This window comes from Citrobacter sp. Awk 2 (assembly GCF_028069815.1).
In the GTDB taxonomy this organism is placed as follows: domain Bacteria; phylum Pseudomonadota; class Gammaproteobacteria; order Enterobacterales; family Enterobacteriaceae; genus Citrobacter.
On record NZ_JANEWL010000005.1, the window covers coordinates 23,187 to 39,768 of the forward strand.

The following is a 16,582-nucleotide window of genomic DNA, read 5'->3' on the forward strand; positions in this document are numbered from 1 at the left end:
ATTGAGGCAGGGATGTCTGACAATGCTGCACTAAGTGCGCTCACAGAACGCATGGCCAGAGAAGGGATTCGTCGTCTGCTGATAATCAGCGGCGAAGAAAACTGGTGCCAGGCCCAAGCGTTAGCGCTACGCAATACATTACCCGGCGACTGGCTGTGGGTGGGGGCGACAGCCCCCGCTGAGTCTGGTTGCACACCCCAGGCGCTACAAACGCTGTTAGGGCGCGAATTTCGCCATGCCGTTTTTGATGCCGGACAGGGGTTTGACGCCGCGGCATTTGCCGCACTCAGCGGCACGCTCCGCGCCGGGAGTTGGCTGGTGTTGCTGACCCCACCCTGGCAGGCCTGGCAAACGTCTCCGGACGTGGATTCCTTGCGCTGGAGCGACTGCGCCAAACCTATCCCAACACCACACTTTGTTGAACACTTCAGGCGAGCAGTGACTCGTGAAGGGGAAATGCTGCACTGGCAACAGCATCAGGCGAAATCCTATCCGCATTTTCCTGTGCGAGCAGACTGGCAGCCGGCAAATGGCGATCCCCAGCCGGAACAGGCGACGATTTTACATCACCTGTTGGATATGCCTCCGGGTGTGGTTGCGGTGACCGCCGCGCGTGGTCGGGGCAAATCTGCGCTGGCCGGGCAGTTGATTTCGCGTATGAAGGGGACGGCCATCGTTACCGCACCGGCGAAAGCGGCAACGGATGTACTGGCGCAATTTGCCGGGGAACGCTACTGCTTTATGGCGCCGGACGCGCTGTTAGCCAGTGCTGTAACGGCTGACTGGCTCGTTGTTGATGAAGCGGCTGCTATTCCTGCACCGCTTCTGCACCAGCTGGTTTCACGTTTTCCCCGCACGCTGTTAACGACAACCGTTCAGGGCTATGAGGGAACCGGCAGAGGGTTTTTGTTGAAATTCTGCGCTCGCTTCCCAAATCTGCAACGCTATGAATTACAACAGCCAGTGCGTTGGGCACAGGGATGCCCACTGGAAAAAATTGTCAGCGATGCGCTGGTGTTTGATGATGAAACCTTTACTCATGCACCACAGGGTGAGATTCGCTTCAGCGCATTTGATGCGAATGTCTGGCATACCAACCCGACGCTACCGCTGGCGGTCTATCAATTGCTCTCCGGCGCGCATTATCGCACTTCACCACTGGATCTGCGCCGGATGATGGATGCGCCGGGGCAGCATTTTCTTCAGGCATCGGGCGTGGACGCTGTTGCGGGCGCTGTTTGGCTGGTGGATGAGGGTGGCCTATCCACAGCGTTAAGTCAGGCTGTGTGGGCGGGATATCGTCGGCCAAGAGGCAACCTGGTTGCGCAGTCACTGGCGGCGCATGGCAGCGATCCGCTGGCCGCAACGCTGGTTGGCCGGCGGGTTAGCCGTATTGCGGTTCATCCTGCTCGTCAGCGGGAAGGTATCGGGCAGCAACTGATTATGCAGGCCCATCAGTATTCTTCGCAGTGTGACTATCTTTCCGTCAGTTTTGGTTATACGGCCGAGTTGTGGCGTTTTTGGCAGCGCTGCGGTTTTGTCATGGTGCGGATGGGGAATCATCGTGAAGCCAGCAGCGGGTGCTATACGGCAATGGCGTTGCTTCCTATCAGTGATGCAGGGCAGCGCCTGGCTGAGCGGGAGCATCAGCGATTGCGTCGTGATGCGGCGATCCTCGCACAATGGAATGATGAGTGTATCCCGGTCGTTCCACTGAAAGCGTCTACGCTTAATGATGATGACTGGGATGAGCTGGCAGGGTTTGCCTTCGCGCATCGGCCGTTACTCACATCACTCGGTTGTCTGAGTCGTCTGCTCCAGCACTGTGAACAGCCTCTCCCGGCGCTGCGAGGGCGTTTACAGGAACAATGCAGTGACGCGGAATTGTGCAAGCGGCTGAAGGTATCGGGGCGCAAAGCGTTGTTGCTGGTTCAGCGTGAAGAGGCGGCGCAGGCGTTAGCGCAGTTGGATATCGAACGTCAGCAACAGTTACGTAATCGCATTATGCAATGGCAATTTTTTCACTAACATCTTCAATTTCCTGGCATGGTCATTACGGTTAAGCGGCGTAGAATAATTCTCATCAGTTAAGGAGATCGCCATGAAACATGACCATTTTGTTGTTCAAAGTCCCGATAAACCCGCTCAACAGTTGCTGTTGCTGTTTCATGGTGTCGGCGATAATCCGGTAGCCATGGGCGAAATTGGTTCCTGGTTTGCACCACTGTTTCCGGACGCGCTGATTGTCAGTATTGGTGGCGCTGAGCCTTATGGCGCAGCCGGTGGGCGTCAGTGGTTTTCGGTTCAGGGTGTAACAGAAGAGAACCGTCAGGCGCGTATTGATGCCATCATGCCGGTGTTTATCGAAACCGTTCGCTATTGGCAGAAACAGAGTGGTGTTTCACCTCAGGCTACCGCGTTGATTGGTTTTTCTCAGGGGGCGATTATGTCACTCGAGAGTATCAAAGCTGAGCCGGAGCTGGCATCGCGGGTCATTGCCTTTAATGGTCGTTACGCCACCTTGCCGGAAGCGGCTACCACCGCCACCACGGTGCATTTGATTCACGGCGGTGAAGATCGGGTGATTGAGTTATCTCATGCCGTTGCTGCGCAGGAAGCGTTAATTCGTGCAGGTGGGGATGTGACGCTGGATATCGTCGAAAATCTGGGGCACGCCATCGATGAACACAGCATGCAGTTTGCGCTCGATCATCTGCGTTTTACCGTACCGAAGCACTACTTTGATGAAGCGCTGAGCGGTGGTAAGCCTCACGATGATGATGTGATTGAGATGATTTAACCTGTAGGCCGGATAAGGCGAAGCCGCCATCCGGCATGACAGTAAGTGATAGTGCCGGATAGCAACGTAAGATGTGGTATCCGGCCTACAAATTATTTCTTCGGCTGATCCTTGTTCGGCCAATCATCGTCATCGTCCCATTTATCGTTAAAATCACGATGCGGGGGAAGCTCCGGCTTATTGGCGAGAAATTTCTTATGGTCGACACGCTTAAGATCTTTGATCACATTCAGCAGTACCCCCACCAGAAACACCAGCACTAAAATCCACCAATATTTTGCCAGCCAGTCCATGCTCATTTCCTCTTGCAGGAACACTCATCAGGCGACGAGTTGTTCCATGATACGTTGATACATACGGGCAAGCAGCTGCAGGTCGGCGGCATTGACGCATTCATTTATTTTATGAATGGTGGCATTGACCGGCCCAAGTTCCACCACCTGTGCCCCCATGCGGGCAATAAAGCGCCCGTCGGATGTCCCGCCTGTCGTCAGTAACTGCGGTTTAATCTCATTATAGTGCTCAATGGCGTTCACCACTGCATCCACCAGTTTACCGCGTTCGGTCAGGAACGGTTGGCCGGAAAGCCACCAGTCTACTGTGTAACGCAGTTGGTGCTTGTCCAACAGTTCCAGTACCCGCGACTTAATCATTTCGTCGTTTAATTCGGTACTGAAGCGGAAGTTGAACTGAATAAACAGTTCGCCAGGGATGACGTTGTTGCTGCCCGTGCCTGCCTGAATATTGGCAATCTGCATGCTGGTTGCCGGGAAGAACTCATTGCCCTGATCCCATTCAATCGCCACCAGCTCATTGAGCATTGGCGCCGCCCGGTGCACCGGGTTATCAGCCAGATGCGGATAGGCCACATGTCCCTGTACGCCATGAATAGTCAGGTTGCAGGTGAGGGAACCACGGCGTCCATTTTTTACCACGTCACCGACGATTTCGGTGCTGGACGGCTCACCGACCAGGCAATAATCCAGCCGCTCATTGCGCGCCATCAGCGTTTCAACGACCTTCACGGTGCCGTTTTTAGCGCTGGCTTCTTCGTCAGACGTTATCAAAAATGCCAGACGCCCTTGATGGTTCGGATGTTGGGCGACAAATCGCTCTGCCGCCACGACCATTGCCGCCAGCGAACCTTTCATATCGGCCGCACCGCGCCCGAACAGCATGCCGTCGCGAATGGTCGGTTCAAACGGCGGATTGATCCACCGATCAACATCGCCTGCGGGCACTACGTCGGTGTGACCGGCAAATGCCAGGGTCTCACCTTTTCCGCGCCATGCCCAAAAATTCTGTGTGTCACCAAAATCCATTCGCTCAACGGTAAAACCTACCGCACGCAGACGTTCAATCATTAACGCCTGGCACCCGGCATCATCCGGGCTCAGGGAAGGTCGGCGAATAAGCTGCTGTGTCAGCTCAATAACCGGGCACGACATAGACTATACCTCATTAAAAAACTGCAAATACTCGTCATCTTTCAAGCTGCATGTGCGGCGATGGCATTCACTCACTCCAGTCACTGACTTTAGTAAGCTCCTGTGGCTCATTCGCTGGTTGCCTTCCCGCTGCCCGAAATCCATTGAGTATAACTGGATTCACTGAAACCAAGCAGCATAGGCTTACCCGGCTCGCAGAGCAATGGGCGTTTGATAATTGCAGGCATTTCAATCATCAATGAGGCGGCAGCAGTGGCATCAGTGATTTGATTACGCGTTGCTTCATCCAGTTTGCGCCAGGTGGTTCCCCGCGTATTGAGCAGTGCCTCCCAGCCTAACTCGTTGATAAAGGACTGTAACAGCGCGTTGTCCAGACCGTCGACACGATAATCATGGAAGCGGTAGTCAATACCCTGCGTTTCCAGCCAGCGTCGGGCCTTTTTAATTATATCGCAATTCTTAATGCCGTAGAGGGTGATCATGTGAATCCTTATTAACGTATTTTGAATACTTATTCTTGTATTGTCGCGTTTCTGATAATACATATTGTCATTCATTCGTTATAGAAAAATATAACATTGTTGAACAACGGTGAATAATGATTCCTGAAAGTTCCAAAATTTCACGTCGAGCGGTATTTCAGAATTAACCTGTTTGCATCAGTCTGTTTTTCCATCAAAATTGGCAAAGTCGTAGATTATGTGTGAATATTTCAAAATATTGCAGTGAGTCACATAAAATTTATGGGTATAGCGCATAGTGATGACATGACCCCAAGTACTGGAGGATGTAATCACAACCATCGGTTAAATTATCTTCTTTTAATGAGGATGATTTCGTAGAATGCCCATAATAATAAGAGAGGTTGTTATGATTGAACGTGAACTGGGGAACTGGAAAGACTTTATCGAAGTGATGCTTCGTAAATAATTTTCTGGAAGAAATTCATATCCTGAAAAGGATGAAAAAGGCGACTCATCGTAAGTCGCCTTTTTTGTGCCCGATTATTCTGGGCGTGGCTTCAGCGGGAAGCGTCTACGCACCAGCACAAAGAACAGAGGGACGAAGAAAATCGCCAAAATGGTGGCTGAAATCATCCCGCCCATTACACCGGTCCCAACCGCATGCTGGCCACCGGAGCCAGCACCGCTACTGATTGTCATCGGTAGTACCCCGAAGATAAACGCCAGCGATGTCATGAGAATCGGACGTAAACGCTGGCGACACGCATGCAGCGTAGCGTCGAGCAGGTCGTGCCCTTTTTCGTTCATCTCGTTGGCGAATTCAACAATCAGTATCGCGTTCTTCGCCGATAGCCCGATTACCGTTAATAAGCCGACCTGGAAATAAACATCGTTTTCCAGGCCCCGCATCCAGGTCGCCAGCAGTGCGCCAATGACCCCCAACGGTACGACCAGCATAACGGAGAACGGTACCGACCAGCTCTCGTACAGCGCAGCCAGACACAGGAACACGACCAACAGCGAAATGGCGTACAGGGCAGGAGCCTGAGATCCCGATAACCGTTCCTGATACGACATCGCCGTCCATTCAAGGCCAAATCCGGTTGGTAACTGGCGAACCAGCGATTCCATCACGTCCATTGCCGTACCCGTACTGACTCCGGGTGCGGCTTCGCCGACGATTTCAACAGCAGAATAACCGTTATATCGCTCCAGACGCGGTGAACCGGTTTCCCAGCGCGAAGTGGCAAACGCGGAGAAAGGTACCATGCCGCCGCTGCTATTGCGCACGTACCACAGGTTAATATCGTCCGGGAGCATGCGGTATTTTGCCGCAGCCTGGACGTAAACCTTCTTCACGCGGCCCCTGTCCATAAAGTCGTTTACGTAGCTGGAGCCCCACGCCGTCTGCAATGTGTCGTTGATGTCGTCAATGGAAACGCCCAGCGCCTGGGCTTTACGCTGATCGATATCAATTTGCAGTTGCGGACTGTCATCCAGACCGTTATGGCGAACACGGGTCAGTGAAGCGTCTTTCCCGGCAAGCTCAATTAATTTGTCGCGTGCAGCCATTAGCGCGTCATGGCCTGCGCCGGCGTGGTCCTGTAATTCCATATCGAAACCCGCGGAACTACCAAGGCCGCTGATGGCCGGAGGGCTACTGGCGAAGACGCGGGCTTCTTTAATCTTGTTAAAGGCCTTGGTCGCGCGTTCGATAATGGCAAAGGAGGTACCGGTGGTGGTATCGCGTTCATCCCAGTCTTTTAACCGGACAAACATGCGCGCCACGTTCTGTCCGTTCCCCCCAGGACCGGAACCAACCGTGGAGAAGACGGACATAATGTTGTCTTTTTCGTGAGTGAAGTAGTACTTCTCGACTTCCTCAACGACTTTTAATGTTTGCTGCTGCGTGGAGCCGCTCGGTAACTGTACCGAGGTGGTAAACATCCCGCGGTCTTCTAATGGCAAGAAGGACGTTGGCAGGCGCAGGAACAGGAACACCATCCCGCCAAGCAGCAGTCCGTAGATCAGTATCCAGCGCAGGCTGCGATGCAGGATCCGGGCAACGCCTTTTTCGTAACGCTCAGCGTTGCGGTTAAACATCCGGTTAAACCAGCCGAAGAAGCCTGTTTGACCATGATGCTCACCTTTATGCAGCGGTTTAAGTAGCGTAGCGCACAGGGCAGGGGTGAGGATCATCGCCACCAGAACGGACAGCACCATCGCGGAGACGATAGTAATCGAGAACTGGCGATAAATGGCCCCAGTCGTACCGCCGAAGAAGGCCATTGGAATAAAGACCGCCGACAGCACCATAGCAATACCGACCAGCGCGCCCTGGATTTGCCCCATTGATTTTCGCGTCGCTTCACGTGGTGAGAGACCTTCCTCACTCATAATACGCTCGACGTTTTCCACCACCACGATAGCGTCATCAACCAGCAGGCCGATCGCCAGCACCATCGCAAACATTGTTAAGGTGTTAACGCTGTAGCCAAAGGCGTAAAGCACGGAGAAGGTACCCATCAGGACGACGGGAACGGCGATTGTCGGGATAAGCGTCGCACGGAAATTTTGCAGGAACAGGTACATCACAAGGAAAACCAGCGCGATTGCTTCGAGCAGCGTTTTCACCACATCGATAATCGACGCTTTGACGAAAGAGGTGGTTTCATATGCCACCTTGTATTCCAGCCCGTGCGGAAAATACTGCGACAGCTCATCGAGGCGGTTGATGACCAGTTCCGCTGTTGCCATTTCATTGGCACCAGAGGCCAATTTGACACCAAGTCCGGACGCGGGGTTGCCATTAAACCGGCTGAGGTAGTCGTACTTCTCGGCCCCCATTTCGACCGTTGCCACATCGCCTAGTCTGACTTCCGAGCCGTCCTGGTTAACACGTAGTGTAATATCGCGGAACTGTTCCGGCGTTTGTAGTAGTGACTGCGCGTTGATCGTTGCATTCAACGCCTGTTTGTCCACCGAAGGCGTACCGCCAAGCTGCCCAACCGCAATTTGCGCATTCTGTGACTCAATAGCGTCAGTCACATCTTTGGCGGTCATCTGGAAGCTGTTAAGTTTGGCTGGGTCGAGCCAGATACGCATGGAATACTGTGAACCGTAAGCATCAATATCCCCAACACCGTTAATACGGCTAAGCGGGTCCTGAATATTACTCGCCACGTAGTCGGCAATATCTTGCTTATCCATTGAACCATCGGTAGACACAAAAGCGATGGTTAGAATATTGGTATCCCCGGTTTTTCGCACCGTAACACCCTGATCCTGTACCGCCTGTGGCAGTTTACGCATCGCCGATTGCAGCTGGTTTTGCACCTGCTGTACAGCTTCATCAGGATCGGTCCCTGCCACGAAGCTAAGCGTCACCGTCGCCTGACCGGTTCCGCTGCTTTGGGATGACATATACATCAGATTGTCGAGACCCGTCATGTTCTGCTCGATAACCTGGGTCACCGTGTTTTCCAGAGTTTGTGCAGATGCGCCTGGATAGTTTGCGGTTACCCGCACGTTTGGCGGCGCAAGGTCTGGATATTGCTCAACGGGCAGCGAAAAAATAGCCAGGGCTCCTGTCAGGCACAACAGGATTGCTAACACCCAGGCAAAAATGGGGCGATCGATAAAAAAATTCGCCATTAAAAGGGGACCTCGTGTTTCTGCGTATATTTATGCGTATGACTTGCTTCACTGTAGCGGCAAGGTACGGAGCAAACGTGGAGAAAAAAAGAAGATAATGTAAATTATCATGCCCGTTTACAGCGTACCTTTTGTGCCAATGCCGTCAGGCCTGAATTCAGGCTTTCCGACGCTTTGCCGTTCTTTACGTTAGCTGACTGTCGGTCTCTGCCGATCGAAAGCTGATGCTCACCAGCGTGCCTCCTCCGGAAGGTTGCGAGAAGGTCAACGTACCGCTGAGTCTCTCTGCGCGCTCACGCATGATATTCAGACCGTAGTGCCCCGTAGGCTCATGAGGCTCACCGATGCCGACACCGTTATCACGGATATAAACGGTATGATTACCATCCGGCGCGGTCACACAACTGACTGCAATTTCGCTGGCATTGGCATGCTTAATGGCATTCAGCACGGCTTCACGGACGATCTGTAACAGATGCACCTGCATTTGCGCGTCCAGTGCCAGTGTTGGCAGTCGACAATCGAGAGTCAGTTTAGCAGATGTTTGATTTTGCAGCGTTTCCAGCATTTCATGCAGGGCGGAAGGCAAATCGGCCTGCTGTAACGTCAGGCGGAAGGTGGTAAGCAGCTCGCGCAATTGGCGGTAAGCATCATTCAGCGCCTGGGAGAAGTCCGCCATGATGCTTTGCGCCGGAACGTTATCCTGCGGAATAGAGCGTTTCAGTAGCGTAAGCTGAATACGTAAATAAGAAAGTACCTGCGCCAGCGAGTCGTGGAGCTCGCGGGCGATTGTTGCTCGCTCTTCCATTAACAGCAACTGCTGAAAATGCTTTTGCGCCTGGTTGAAGTACAGCCCGCGCCCGAGCATAGTTGATACGCTGTTGAGCAGAGGTGTGGAAGCATTCACATTCGGGCTTTGCCAGTGCAGTTCACCGTACACCGTATCTTGCATCGTGACGGGCAGGATCTGCATCGGCAGTTCAGGGCTTGCTGTTCCTTCGCTGATTCGCCAGTTATCACCGACGGTGAGCTCCAGAAAATACGCGGCGTCATGTTCGCGGACAATCTGTAAAATATGGCGGAAGCAGTACACGTCAATCTGGCTGGTATTCAGTGCCTGGGAACATTGATATAACACTTCCAGGCGGCGATTGGCTTCGTGGAGATCGTGGGTTTTCTCGGCGACGGAGGCTTCCAGCGAGCGGTACAGCTTATGCAACTCACTCGACATCTGGCTAAACGTCTTCGCCAGTAATCCCAGTTCGTTGGGGAGTTGTGTATCCAGCGGTGAGATATCAAACCGACCGTGTTCAATATGCTGGCTGGCCATCACCAGCTTATTCAGCGGGCGCACGACCTGCTGGCGAATACGCCGTAGCGTAAAGAAGACGAGGGTGAAGATGCCGATCCCCCCCGCCAGCGATATGCCAAAAACCAACATCACCTTGCGCTCGGCATAATGCTGAAGTGCCAGCACAAAGAGATCGATTTGATCGACGTAGTTGTTGATATTGGACTGATACCACTGCAAGTCGCCATTGGTCAGGCGGGCGTTCATTTCCAGCCAGTTAGCATGCAGGCGGCCATAGCGACTTTTTACCGCTTGCGGAACATACCAGGCATTCAGGTTTTGCAATGCTGGCGCGTTAAGCGCTTGCTGGAAAAGCTGACGGTGGGCGTTTAACTGCGGGCTCTGGCTTTGCAAATCGTAACCTAATCGATAGCTTTGCATACGCAGAGAGCCGGCAATATTGATGGCTTCAGCATCCCGCAAGCTGCTGGTCAGCGTAAGCAGTGCAATACCCGTTGAGAGAATCGACAGCAACACTATATAGAAAAAAGCCTTAGCCAGGCTGGCCGAGACCGGACGCTTTACCGTCACTTGCGCACCCTCACACAATTCACGCCACGCTCCGACTCAACCTGAACGATTCAGCGTATTTGATAAATGTTAAAAAAGTAATCATGAAACTGATTATTAAATGAAACACAATTTCATATTAGATGAAATAAATTGATCTGCCACAGGTTCTGGATAAATAGTTGTGCTTCCTGGGCAAATGAACATTGCCGCCCTCTTCAGGGTCGGTTAATAACAACAGTCATATAAAGAATAAGGTTTTCGCAACCAAAAAAGAAGGAAGCCATGAATCGTTTTATTATGGTCAATAGCCAACAGTGCCTGGGATGCCACGCCTGTGAGGTCGCCTGCGTCATGGCCCACAATGACGAGCAACATGTCCTGAGCAAACGGCATTTTCAGCCCCGAATTACCGTCATCAAGCATCAGCAACAGCGCAGTGCAGTCACCTGCCACCACTGTGAAGATGCCCCTTGTGCCAGAAGTTGCCCGAATGGGGCCATTAGTCATGAGCACGACAGCGTTCAGGTGAATGCGCAAAAGTGTATTGGCTGCAAATCGTGCGTCGTTGCCTGTCCTTTTGGTACGATGCAGATCGTACTCACTCCTGTCGCTAAAGGAAAGGTAAAAGCAACAGCGCACAAATGCGACCTGTGTCAGGGGCGTGAAGAGGGTCCGGCTTGCGTGGAGAACTGTCCGGCGCAGGCGTTACAACTGGTGACGGAAAGTTCGCTTACCGGATTATCAAAAGCACGCCGGCTGCGTACGGCGAACCTTGAAAGTCAGCCCTGGCATGCCAGCGCGACCGATTTTACGCCCCATTTGCTCACCAGGCGCGAGCAGATGCAGGCGACTCCACCGCGCGGTGAGCCGGATAAATTGGCTATAGAAGCCCGTAAAACCAGCTTTGATGAAATATACCTGCCATTTCGTACGGCGCAGGCGGAGCGGGAAGCATCTCGCTGCCTGAAGTGTGGCGAGCACAGTATTTGCGAATGGACATGCCCACTGCATAACCACATCCCGCAGTGGATTGAACTGGTAAAAGCCGGGAACCTTGATGCGGCGGTAGAGCTTTCTCACCAGACTAACTGCCTGCCAGAGGTGACTGGACGCGTCTGTCCGCAGGACCGACTGTGCGAAGGGGCCTGCACGGTGCGGAACGAACATGGCGCGGTGACTATCGGCAATATTGAACGTTATATTTCAGACCGTGCGCTGAGCAAAGGATGGCGACCCGACCTAAGCCATGTACAGAAAGTCGATAAACGTGTCGCCATTATTGGCGCGGGTCCGGCAGGTCTTGCCTGTGCTGATGTGTTAGCGCGAAACGGCGTCAGCGCCACCGTGTTCGATCGTCATCCTGAAATCGGCGGTTTGCTGACGTTTGGTATTCCGGCTTTCAAGCTGGACAAATCGCTGCTGGCGCGCCGCCGTGAAATCTTTAGCGCCATGGGCATTCATTTCGAACTGAACTGTGAAGTGGGTAAAGACGTGGCGCTGTCCTCGTTGCTGGACGATTACGACGCCGTATTTGTGGGGGTTGGTACTTATCGTTCGATGAAAGCCGATCTACCAAATGAAGATGCGCCGGGCGTTTATGATGCACTGCCGTTCCTGATTGCCAATACCAAACAGGTGATGGGGCTGGATGCGTTGCCGGAAGAGCCCTTTATTGATACCGCAGGGCTGAATGTTGTCGTGCTGGGCGGCGGAGATACGGCGATGGACTGTGTGCGAACCGCGTTACGTCACGGTGCGAGTCAGGTGACCTGCGCCTATCGTCGTGATGAAGCCAACATGCCGGGCTCGAAAAAAGAGGTGAAGAACGCGCGTGAAGAGGGAGCCAATTTCGAATTTAACGTTCAGCCGGTTGAACTGATGTTAAAGGCTGATGGACGCGTCAGCGGCGTACGTTTTTTACGTACCCAACTCGGTGAGCCTGATGCTCAGGGGCGTCGCCGCCCGGTCCCTGTTGCCGGGAGTGAGTTTGTCATGCCCGCTGATGCGGTGATTATGGCGTTTGGTTTTCACCCGCACGGTATGCCGTGGCTTGAGAGTCAGGGTGTGAAGGTCGACAACTGGGGACGTATTGCAGCGAATGTGGAGAGTGCATACCGGTATCAAACCAGTAATCCGAAAATCTTTGCTGGTGGTGATGCAGTTCGCGGTGCGGACCTGGTCGTTACTGCGATGGCGGAAGGGCGACATGCCGCACAGGGCATCATTGACTGGCTGGGCGTAAAATCAGTCAAATCTCATTAGCCTAAGGTCAAGACAAACCCGGTTTCACGGCGTAGTATTATTTTTCACTTCTTGCTGTGGAGCCGGTATGTCGCAAAAAATTACCCTCATCAAAGATAAAGTCCTTTCTGATAACTACTTCATCCTGCGCAATATCACCTATGACCTGACCCGCAGCAATGGCGAGGTCATTCGCCACAAACGTGAGGTTTACGATCGCGGTAACGGTGCCACAGTTTTGCTGTATAACCCGGAGAAAAAAACCGTCGTGCTGACCCGTCAGTTTCGTATTGCGACCTGGGTCAACGGCAATGAAAGTGGACAACTGATTGAAGCCTGCGCCGGGTTGCTGGACAACGATGAACCGGAAGTTTGCATTCGTAAAGAAGCTATTGAAGAGACCGGCTATGAAGTGGGCGAAGCACGGAAACTTTTTGAGTTATACATGTCGCCGGGCGGCGTGACGGAGATCATTCACTTTTTTATCGCGCAATACAGTGACAGCCAACGGGCAAATGCGGGTGGCGGTATTGAAGATGAGGATATTGAAGTACTGGAATTGCCTTTTGAACAGGCACTATCGATGATCAAAACGGGCGAGATTCGCGACGGGAAAACGGTGCTTTTACTTAACTACCTGCAATCGTCGCATCTTATGGATTAGCGGTCAGAGTTTATATTTCTTTACAAAGATACAGGCCAATCCGACGATTCTTATTGAGCCTCATCAGTCGCGCAAGGAAGATACCGCCTGGGCTGTGTGTTTTGATTTCGGGGTTGTACCGTCCATGCGCTATCGCATTATTTTCTTGTTCCTGCTCGGCCTGTTACCGGCCCGCTTGCTGTGGGCGGCACCTGCGCAACAGGCATTTTCTGATTGGCAGGTGACCTGCAACAATCAAAACTTCTGCGTGGCGCGAAATACGGGAGATCATCACGGCCTGGTGATGACCCTGAGCCGCAGTGCCGGGGCGCATACCGATGCTGTGTTACGTATTGAACTTGGCGGTATGGATTCTCCTGATGTCAAAGAGGCCGATATTGCGCCGCGCTTACTGCTGGACGGCGCACCACTCTTATTGGCCGGTGAACACTGGCGTATTACGCCCTGGCATTTGATGACGGATGATCCGGCTACCATCGGTACATTTTTACAAACCGTGCAGGATGCGAAAGCCATTACCCTACAAAAAGGTACGCAAACGCTGTCTCTGTCTGGGCTGAAAGCAGCATTGTTGTTTATTGATGCGCAACAAAAGCGCGTCGGTAGTGAAACCGCCTGGATTGAGAAAGGAGACGAGCCGCCGCTCAGCGTTCCGCCGGCTCCCGCCCTGAAAGGTGTGGCTGTGGTTAATTCCACGCCAACGCCACTCACTCAACAGGAGCGTAGCGAGCTGTTGGATTATGGCAACTGGCGGATCAATGGCATCCGCTGTTCACTCGATCCCATGCGTCGTGAGATGCGGGTTTTCGCCTTAACGGACGATAAAGCTCTGCTGATGATAGGCTGCGAAGCAGGGGCATACAACACGATCGATCTGGCATGGACCGTTTCTCGTGCCACACCGTTTACCTCTCGCGCTGTACGTCTGAGCCTGCCATTTAAAACAGATGCAGACAGTACCGACATGGAGCTGACCAATGCCACGTTTGACGAGAAATCTCGTGAGTTGGTCACTCTCGCCAAAGGGCGAGGTTTATCGGACTGCGGGATCCAGACTCGCTGGCGGTTTGACGGCCAGCGCTTTCGTTTGGTGCGTTACGCACAAGAGCCAAGTTGTGATAACTGGCATGGACCCGATGCCTGGCCCACGCTGTGGATCACGCGTTAATTTAATGCCGGATGCGACTGCGCCTTATACGGGCTGAAGGTGATAGATTTCGTCGGCCTGCTAAGACGCGTGAGCGTCGCCATCAGGCGTTCAGCACTTTATGCGCTTTTTCGACGATGTTCTCCACCGTAAAGCCGAAGAAAGGGAACAGTTTGTCTGCCGGAGCAGATTCCCCATACCCCGTCATGCCGACAATTGCGCCTTTCAGACCGACATATTTGTACCAGTAGTCGGCAATACCCGCTTCTACTGCCACGCGTGCGCTCACGTTTGCCGGCAGAACCGATTCCCGGTAAGCTTCATCCTGGGCGTCGAAAATATCTGTTGAGGGCAGTGAAACCACACGGACATTGCGGCCTTCACCCGTCAGCTTTTCCGCCGCCAGCAATGTAATTTCCATTTCTGAACCTGTGGCAATCAGGATCACATCGGGTTTTCCTCCACTGTCTTTCAGCACATAGCCACCGCGGGCAATCTGCTTCACCTGCTCGTGCGTACGTTCAATCTGTGCCAGATTCTGTCTGGAGAGGATCAACGCCGTGGGTCCGTCATGACGCTCCACCGCCAGCTTCCAGCCGACCGCTGTCTCCACCTGATCGCACGGACGCCAGGTGCTGAAGTTAGGTGTCAGGCGCAGGCTGGCGAGTTGTTCGACGGCCTGGTGCGTCGGTCCATCTTCTCCCAGGCCAATCGAGTCATGGGTATAGACCATGATCTGCCTGGCTTTCATGAGTGCCGCCATGCGTGCGGCGTTACGCGCATACTCAACAAACATCAGGAAGGTCGCCGTATATGGCACAAAACCACCATGATGAGCGATGCCGTTGGCAATGGCGGTCATGCCAAATTCACGCACGCCGTAGTGAATATAATTGCCGGCGAGATCTTCTTTCAGAGATGCTGAGCCTTTCCAGATAGTCAGGTTGCTGGGTGCGAGATCTGCCGAACCACCCAGCAGTTCAGGGAGTATTGGCCCGTAGGCGTTCAGTGTATTTTGCGAAGCCTTGCGGCTGGCGATTTTGGCCGGATTAGCCTGCAGTTCGGTAATGTATTTCTGGGTTGTTTTTTCCCATTCGTCGGGGAGTTCGCCGCGCATCCGGCGGGTAAACTCTGCTGCCAGTTCCGGGTATGCGTGTTGGTAAGCCGCGAATTTCGCATTCCAGTTCTGTTGCGCTTTTTCCCCTTTTTCGCGTGCATCCCATGCCCGGTAAATTTCTTTCGGGATCTCAAAGGGCGGGTGATGCCAGCCCAGTTTCTGACGGGTCAACGCCACTTCTTGTTCACCCAGCGCGGCACCGTGCGCTTCTTCTTTTCCTGCTTTATTGGGGGAGCCAAAACCAATCACCGTCCGACAAATAATCAGTGACGGCTTATCGGTTACGCGCTGTGCTTCCACAATTGCTTGCTTCACGGCTTCAGGGTCGTGGCCATCAATCTCGTGCACCACATGCCAGTGATAGGCTTCAAAGCGTTTCGCTGTATCATCGGTAAACCAGCCTTTGGTTTCGCCATCAATCGAGATACCGTTGTGATCGTAGAAACCGATCAGTTTACCTAGCCCCAGTGTGCCCGCCAGCGAACAGGCTTCGTGAGAAATCCCTTCCATCAGACAGCCGTCACCCATAAAGACGTAGGTGAAGTGACTGACAATTTCGTGATCCGGCTGATTAAATTGTGCAGCCAGCGTCCGTTCAGCTATGGCCATCCCAACCGCGTTTGCGAGTCCCTGACCCAGTGGACCCGTGGTGGTTTCCACGCCCGGTGTGTAGCCAATTTCCGGATGCCCTGGCGTCTTTGAGTGCAGTTGGCGGAAATTCTTTAGCTCTTCTAACGGCAGATCGTAGCCGGAAAGGTGTAGCAGGCTGTAGAGCAACATAGAGGCATGACCGTTGGACAGGATAAATCGGTCACGATCGTACCAGCTGGGGTCGGTTGGATTGTGGTGGAGAAAATCGTTCCACAGCACTTCAGCGATATCGGCCATGCCCATCGGTGCACCAGGATGGCCAGAGTTAGCTTTTTGGACGGCATCCATACTCAGCGCACGAATGGCATTGGCAAGCTCTTTACGGGTCATAGGAAATACTCCTTGAAAAGTAAAGCGTTAGATGCGTGTTGTGATTCACACTTTTGGGAAAATTGCGGGCGTTGTCAGCAAAAAGCATAGCAGACAGGCATGGTATTGCTGGCTTAAGCAGGTAACATAGCTGTTATAAATTGATAACAAATTCTTTCTTTGAATGGTGAGAGTTTGGAGGCCTTCAAAGTTTGTGCCGCTG

General features: G+C 53.0%; 12 protein-coding genes. 6 read left to right on the forward strand and 6 right to left on the reverse strand.

Annotation, left to right across the window (positions count from 1 at the left end; translation table 11 throughout):
* Nucleotides 1-12: 12 nt before the first annotated feature.
* Both NNO02_RS02520 and ypfH read left to right on the forward strand, forming a co-directional pair.
* Complete coding sequence (locus NNO02_RS02520; RefSeq protein ID WP_271454141.1) at nt 13-2,028, forward strand: tRNA(Met) cytidine acetyltransferase TmcA; 2,016 nt, start codon at nt 13-15, stop codon at nt 2,026-2,028.
* A 73-nt stretch (nt 2,029-2,101) separates the two neighbouring features.
* Nucleotides 2,102-2,800: an esterase gene (gene ypfH, locus NNO02_RS02525; RefSeq protein ID WP_271454142.1), complete on the forward strand. Its 699-nt coding sequence runs from the start codon at nt 2,102-2,104 to the stop codon at nt 2,798-2,800.
* 92 nt (nt 2,801-2,892) lie between these two features.
* Here ypfH and NNO02_RS02530 read toward each other — a convergent pair whose 3' ends face one another.
* The 3 genes from NNO02_RS02530 to NNO02_RS02540 all read right to left on the reverse strand — a co-directional run bounded on the left by NNO02_RS02530 (nt 2,893) and on the right by NNO02_RS02540 (nt 4,730).
* A complete protein-coding gene (locus NNO02_RS02530) occupies nt 2,893-3,093 on the reverse strand; it encodes a YpfN family protein (RefSeq protein ID WP_003835080.1) in 201 nt (66 codons plus the stop codon).
* Nucleotides 3,094-3,120: 27 nt separating this feature from the next.
* Nucleotides 3,121-4,248, reverse strand: a complete 1,128-nt coding sequence (dapE, locus tag NNO02_RS02535) for a succinyl-diaminopimelate desuccinylase (protein WP_137384763.1) — start codon at nt 4,246-4,248, stop codon at nt 3,121-3,123.
* Between the two features lie 107 nt (nt 4,249-4,355).
* The gene (locus NNO02_RS02540) at nt 4,356-4,730 is read right to left on the reverse strand and encodes an ArsC family reductase (RefSeq protein WP_271454143.1); all 375 of its coding nucleotides are present in this window, start codon (nt 4,728-4,730) and stop codon (nt 4,356-4,358) included.
* A 388-nt stretch (nt 4,731-5,118) separates the two neighbouring features.
* Between NNO02_RS02540 and ypfM the strand changes: the two genes are divergently transcribed.
* The gene (ypfM, locus tag NNO02_RS02545; RefSeq protein ID WP_001386977.1) at nt 5,119-5,178 is read left to right on the forward strand and encodes a protein YpfM; all 60 of its coding nucleotides are present in this window, start codon (nt 5,119-5,121) and stop codon (nt 5,176-5,178) included.
* 74 nt (nt 5,179-5,252) lie between these two features.
* Here the strand turns inward: ypfM and acrD are convergent, their stop codons facing one another.
* Together acrD and narQ are read right to left on the reverse strand one after the other, a co-directional pair.
* Complete coding sequence (gene acrD, locus NNO02_RS02550; RefSeq protein ID WP_271448590.1) at nt 5,253-8,366, reverse strand: multidrug efflux RND transporter permease AcrD; 3,114 nt, start codon at nt 8,364-8,366, stop codon at nt 5,253-5,255.
* A gap of 184 nt (nt 8,367-8,550) precedes the next feature.
* Complete coding sequence (gene narQ, locus NNO02_RS02555) at nt 8,551-10,248, reverse strand: nitrate/nitrite two-component system sensor histidine kinase NarQ (RefSeq protein ID WP_271454144.1); 1,698 nt, start codon at nt 10,246-10,248, stop codon at nt 8,551-8,553.
* A 264-nt stretch (nt 10,249-10,512) separates the two neighbouring features.
* Between narQ and aegA the strand changes: the two genes are divergently transcribed.
* The 3 genes from aegA to NNO02_RS02570 all read left to right on the forward strand — a co-directional run bounded on the left by aegA (nt 10,513) and on the right by NNO02_RS02570 (nt 14,303).
* Nucleotides 10,513-12,492, forward strand: a complete 1,980-nt coding sequence (aegA, locus tag NNO02_RS02560; protein WP_271454145.1) for a formate-dependent uric acid utilization protein AegA — start codon at nt 10,513-10,515, stop codon at nt 12,490-12,492.
* 67 nt (nt 12,493-12,559) lie between these two features.
* Nucleotides 12,560-13,135, forward strand: coding sequence for a GDP-mannose pyrophosphatase NudK (nudK, locus tag NNO02_RS02565; protein ID WP_061068315.1), 576 nt, complete (start codon nt 12,560-12,562; stop codon nt 13,133-13,135).
* Between the two features lie 124 nt (nt 13,136-13,259).
* Nucleotides 13,260-14,303 (forward strand): DUF1176 domain-containing protein, encoded by a 1,044-nt coding sequence (locus NNO02_RS02570; protein WP_271454146.1) that lies wholly within the window; start codon nt 13,260-13,262, stop codon nt 14,301-14,303.
* 82 nt (nt 14,304-14,385) lie between these two features.
* On the opposite strand, the gene tkt is transcribed toward NNO02_RS02570, so the two are convergent.
* Nucleotides 14,386-16,380, reverse strand: coding sequence for a transketolase (gene tkt / locus NNO02_RS02575; protein ID WP_271454147.1), 1,995 nt, complete (start codon nt 16,378-16,380; stop codon nt 14,386-14,388).
* Nucleotides 16,381-16,582: the final 202 nt, after the last annotated feature.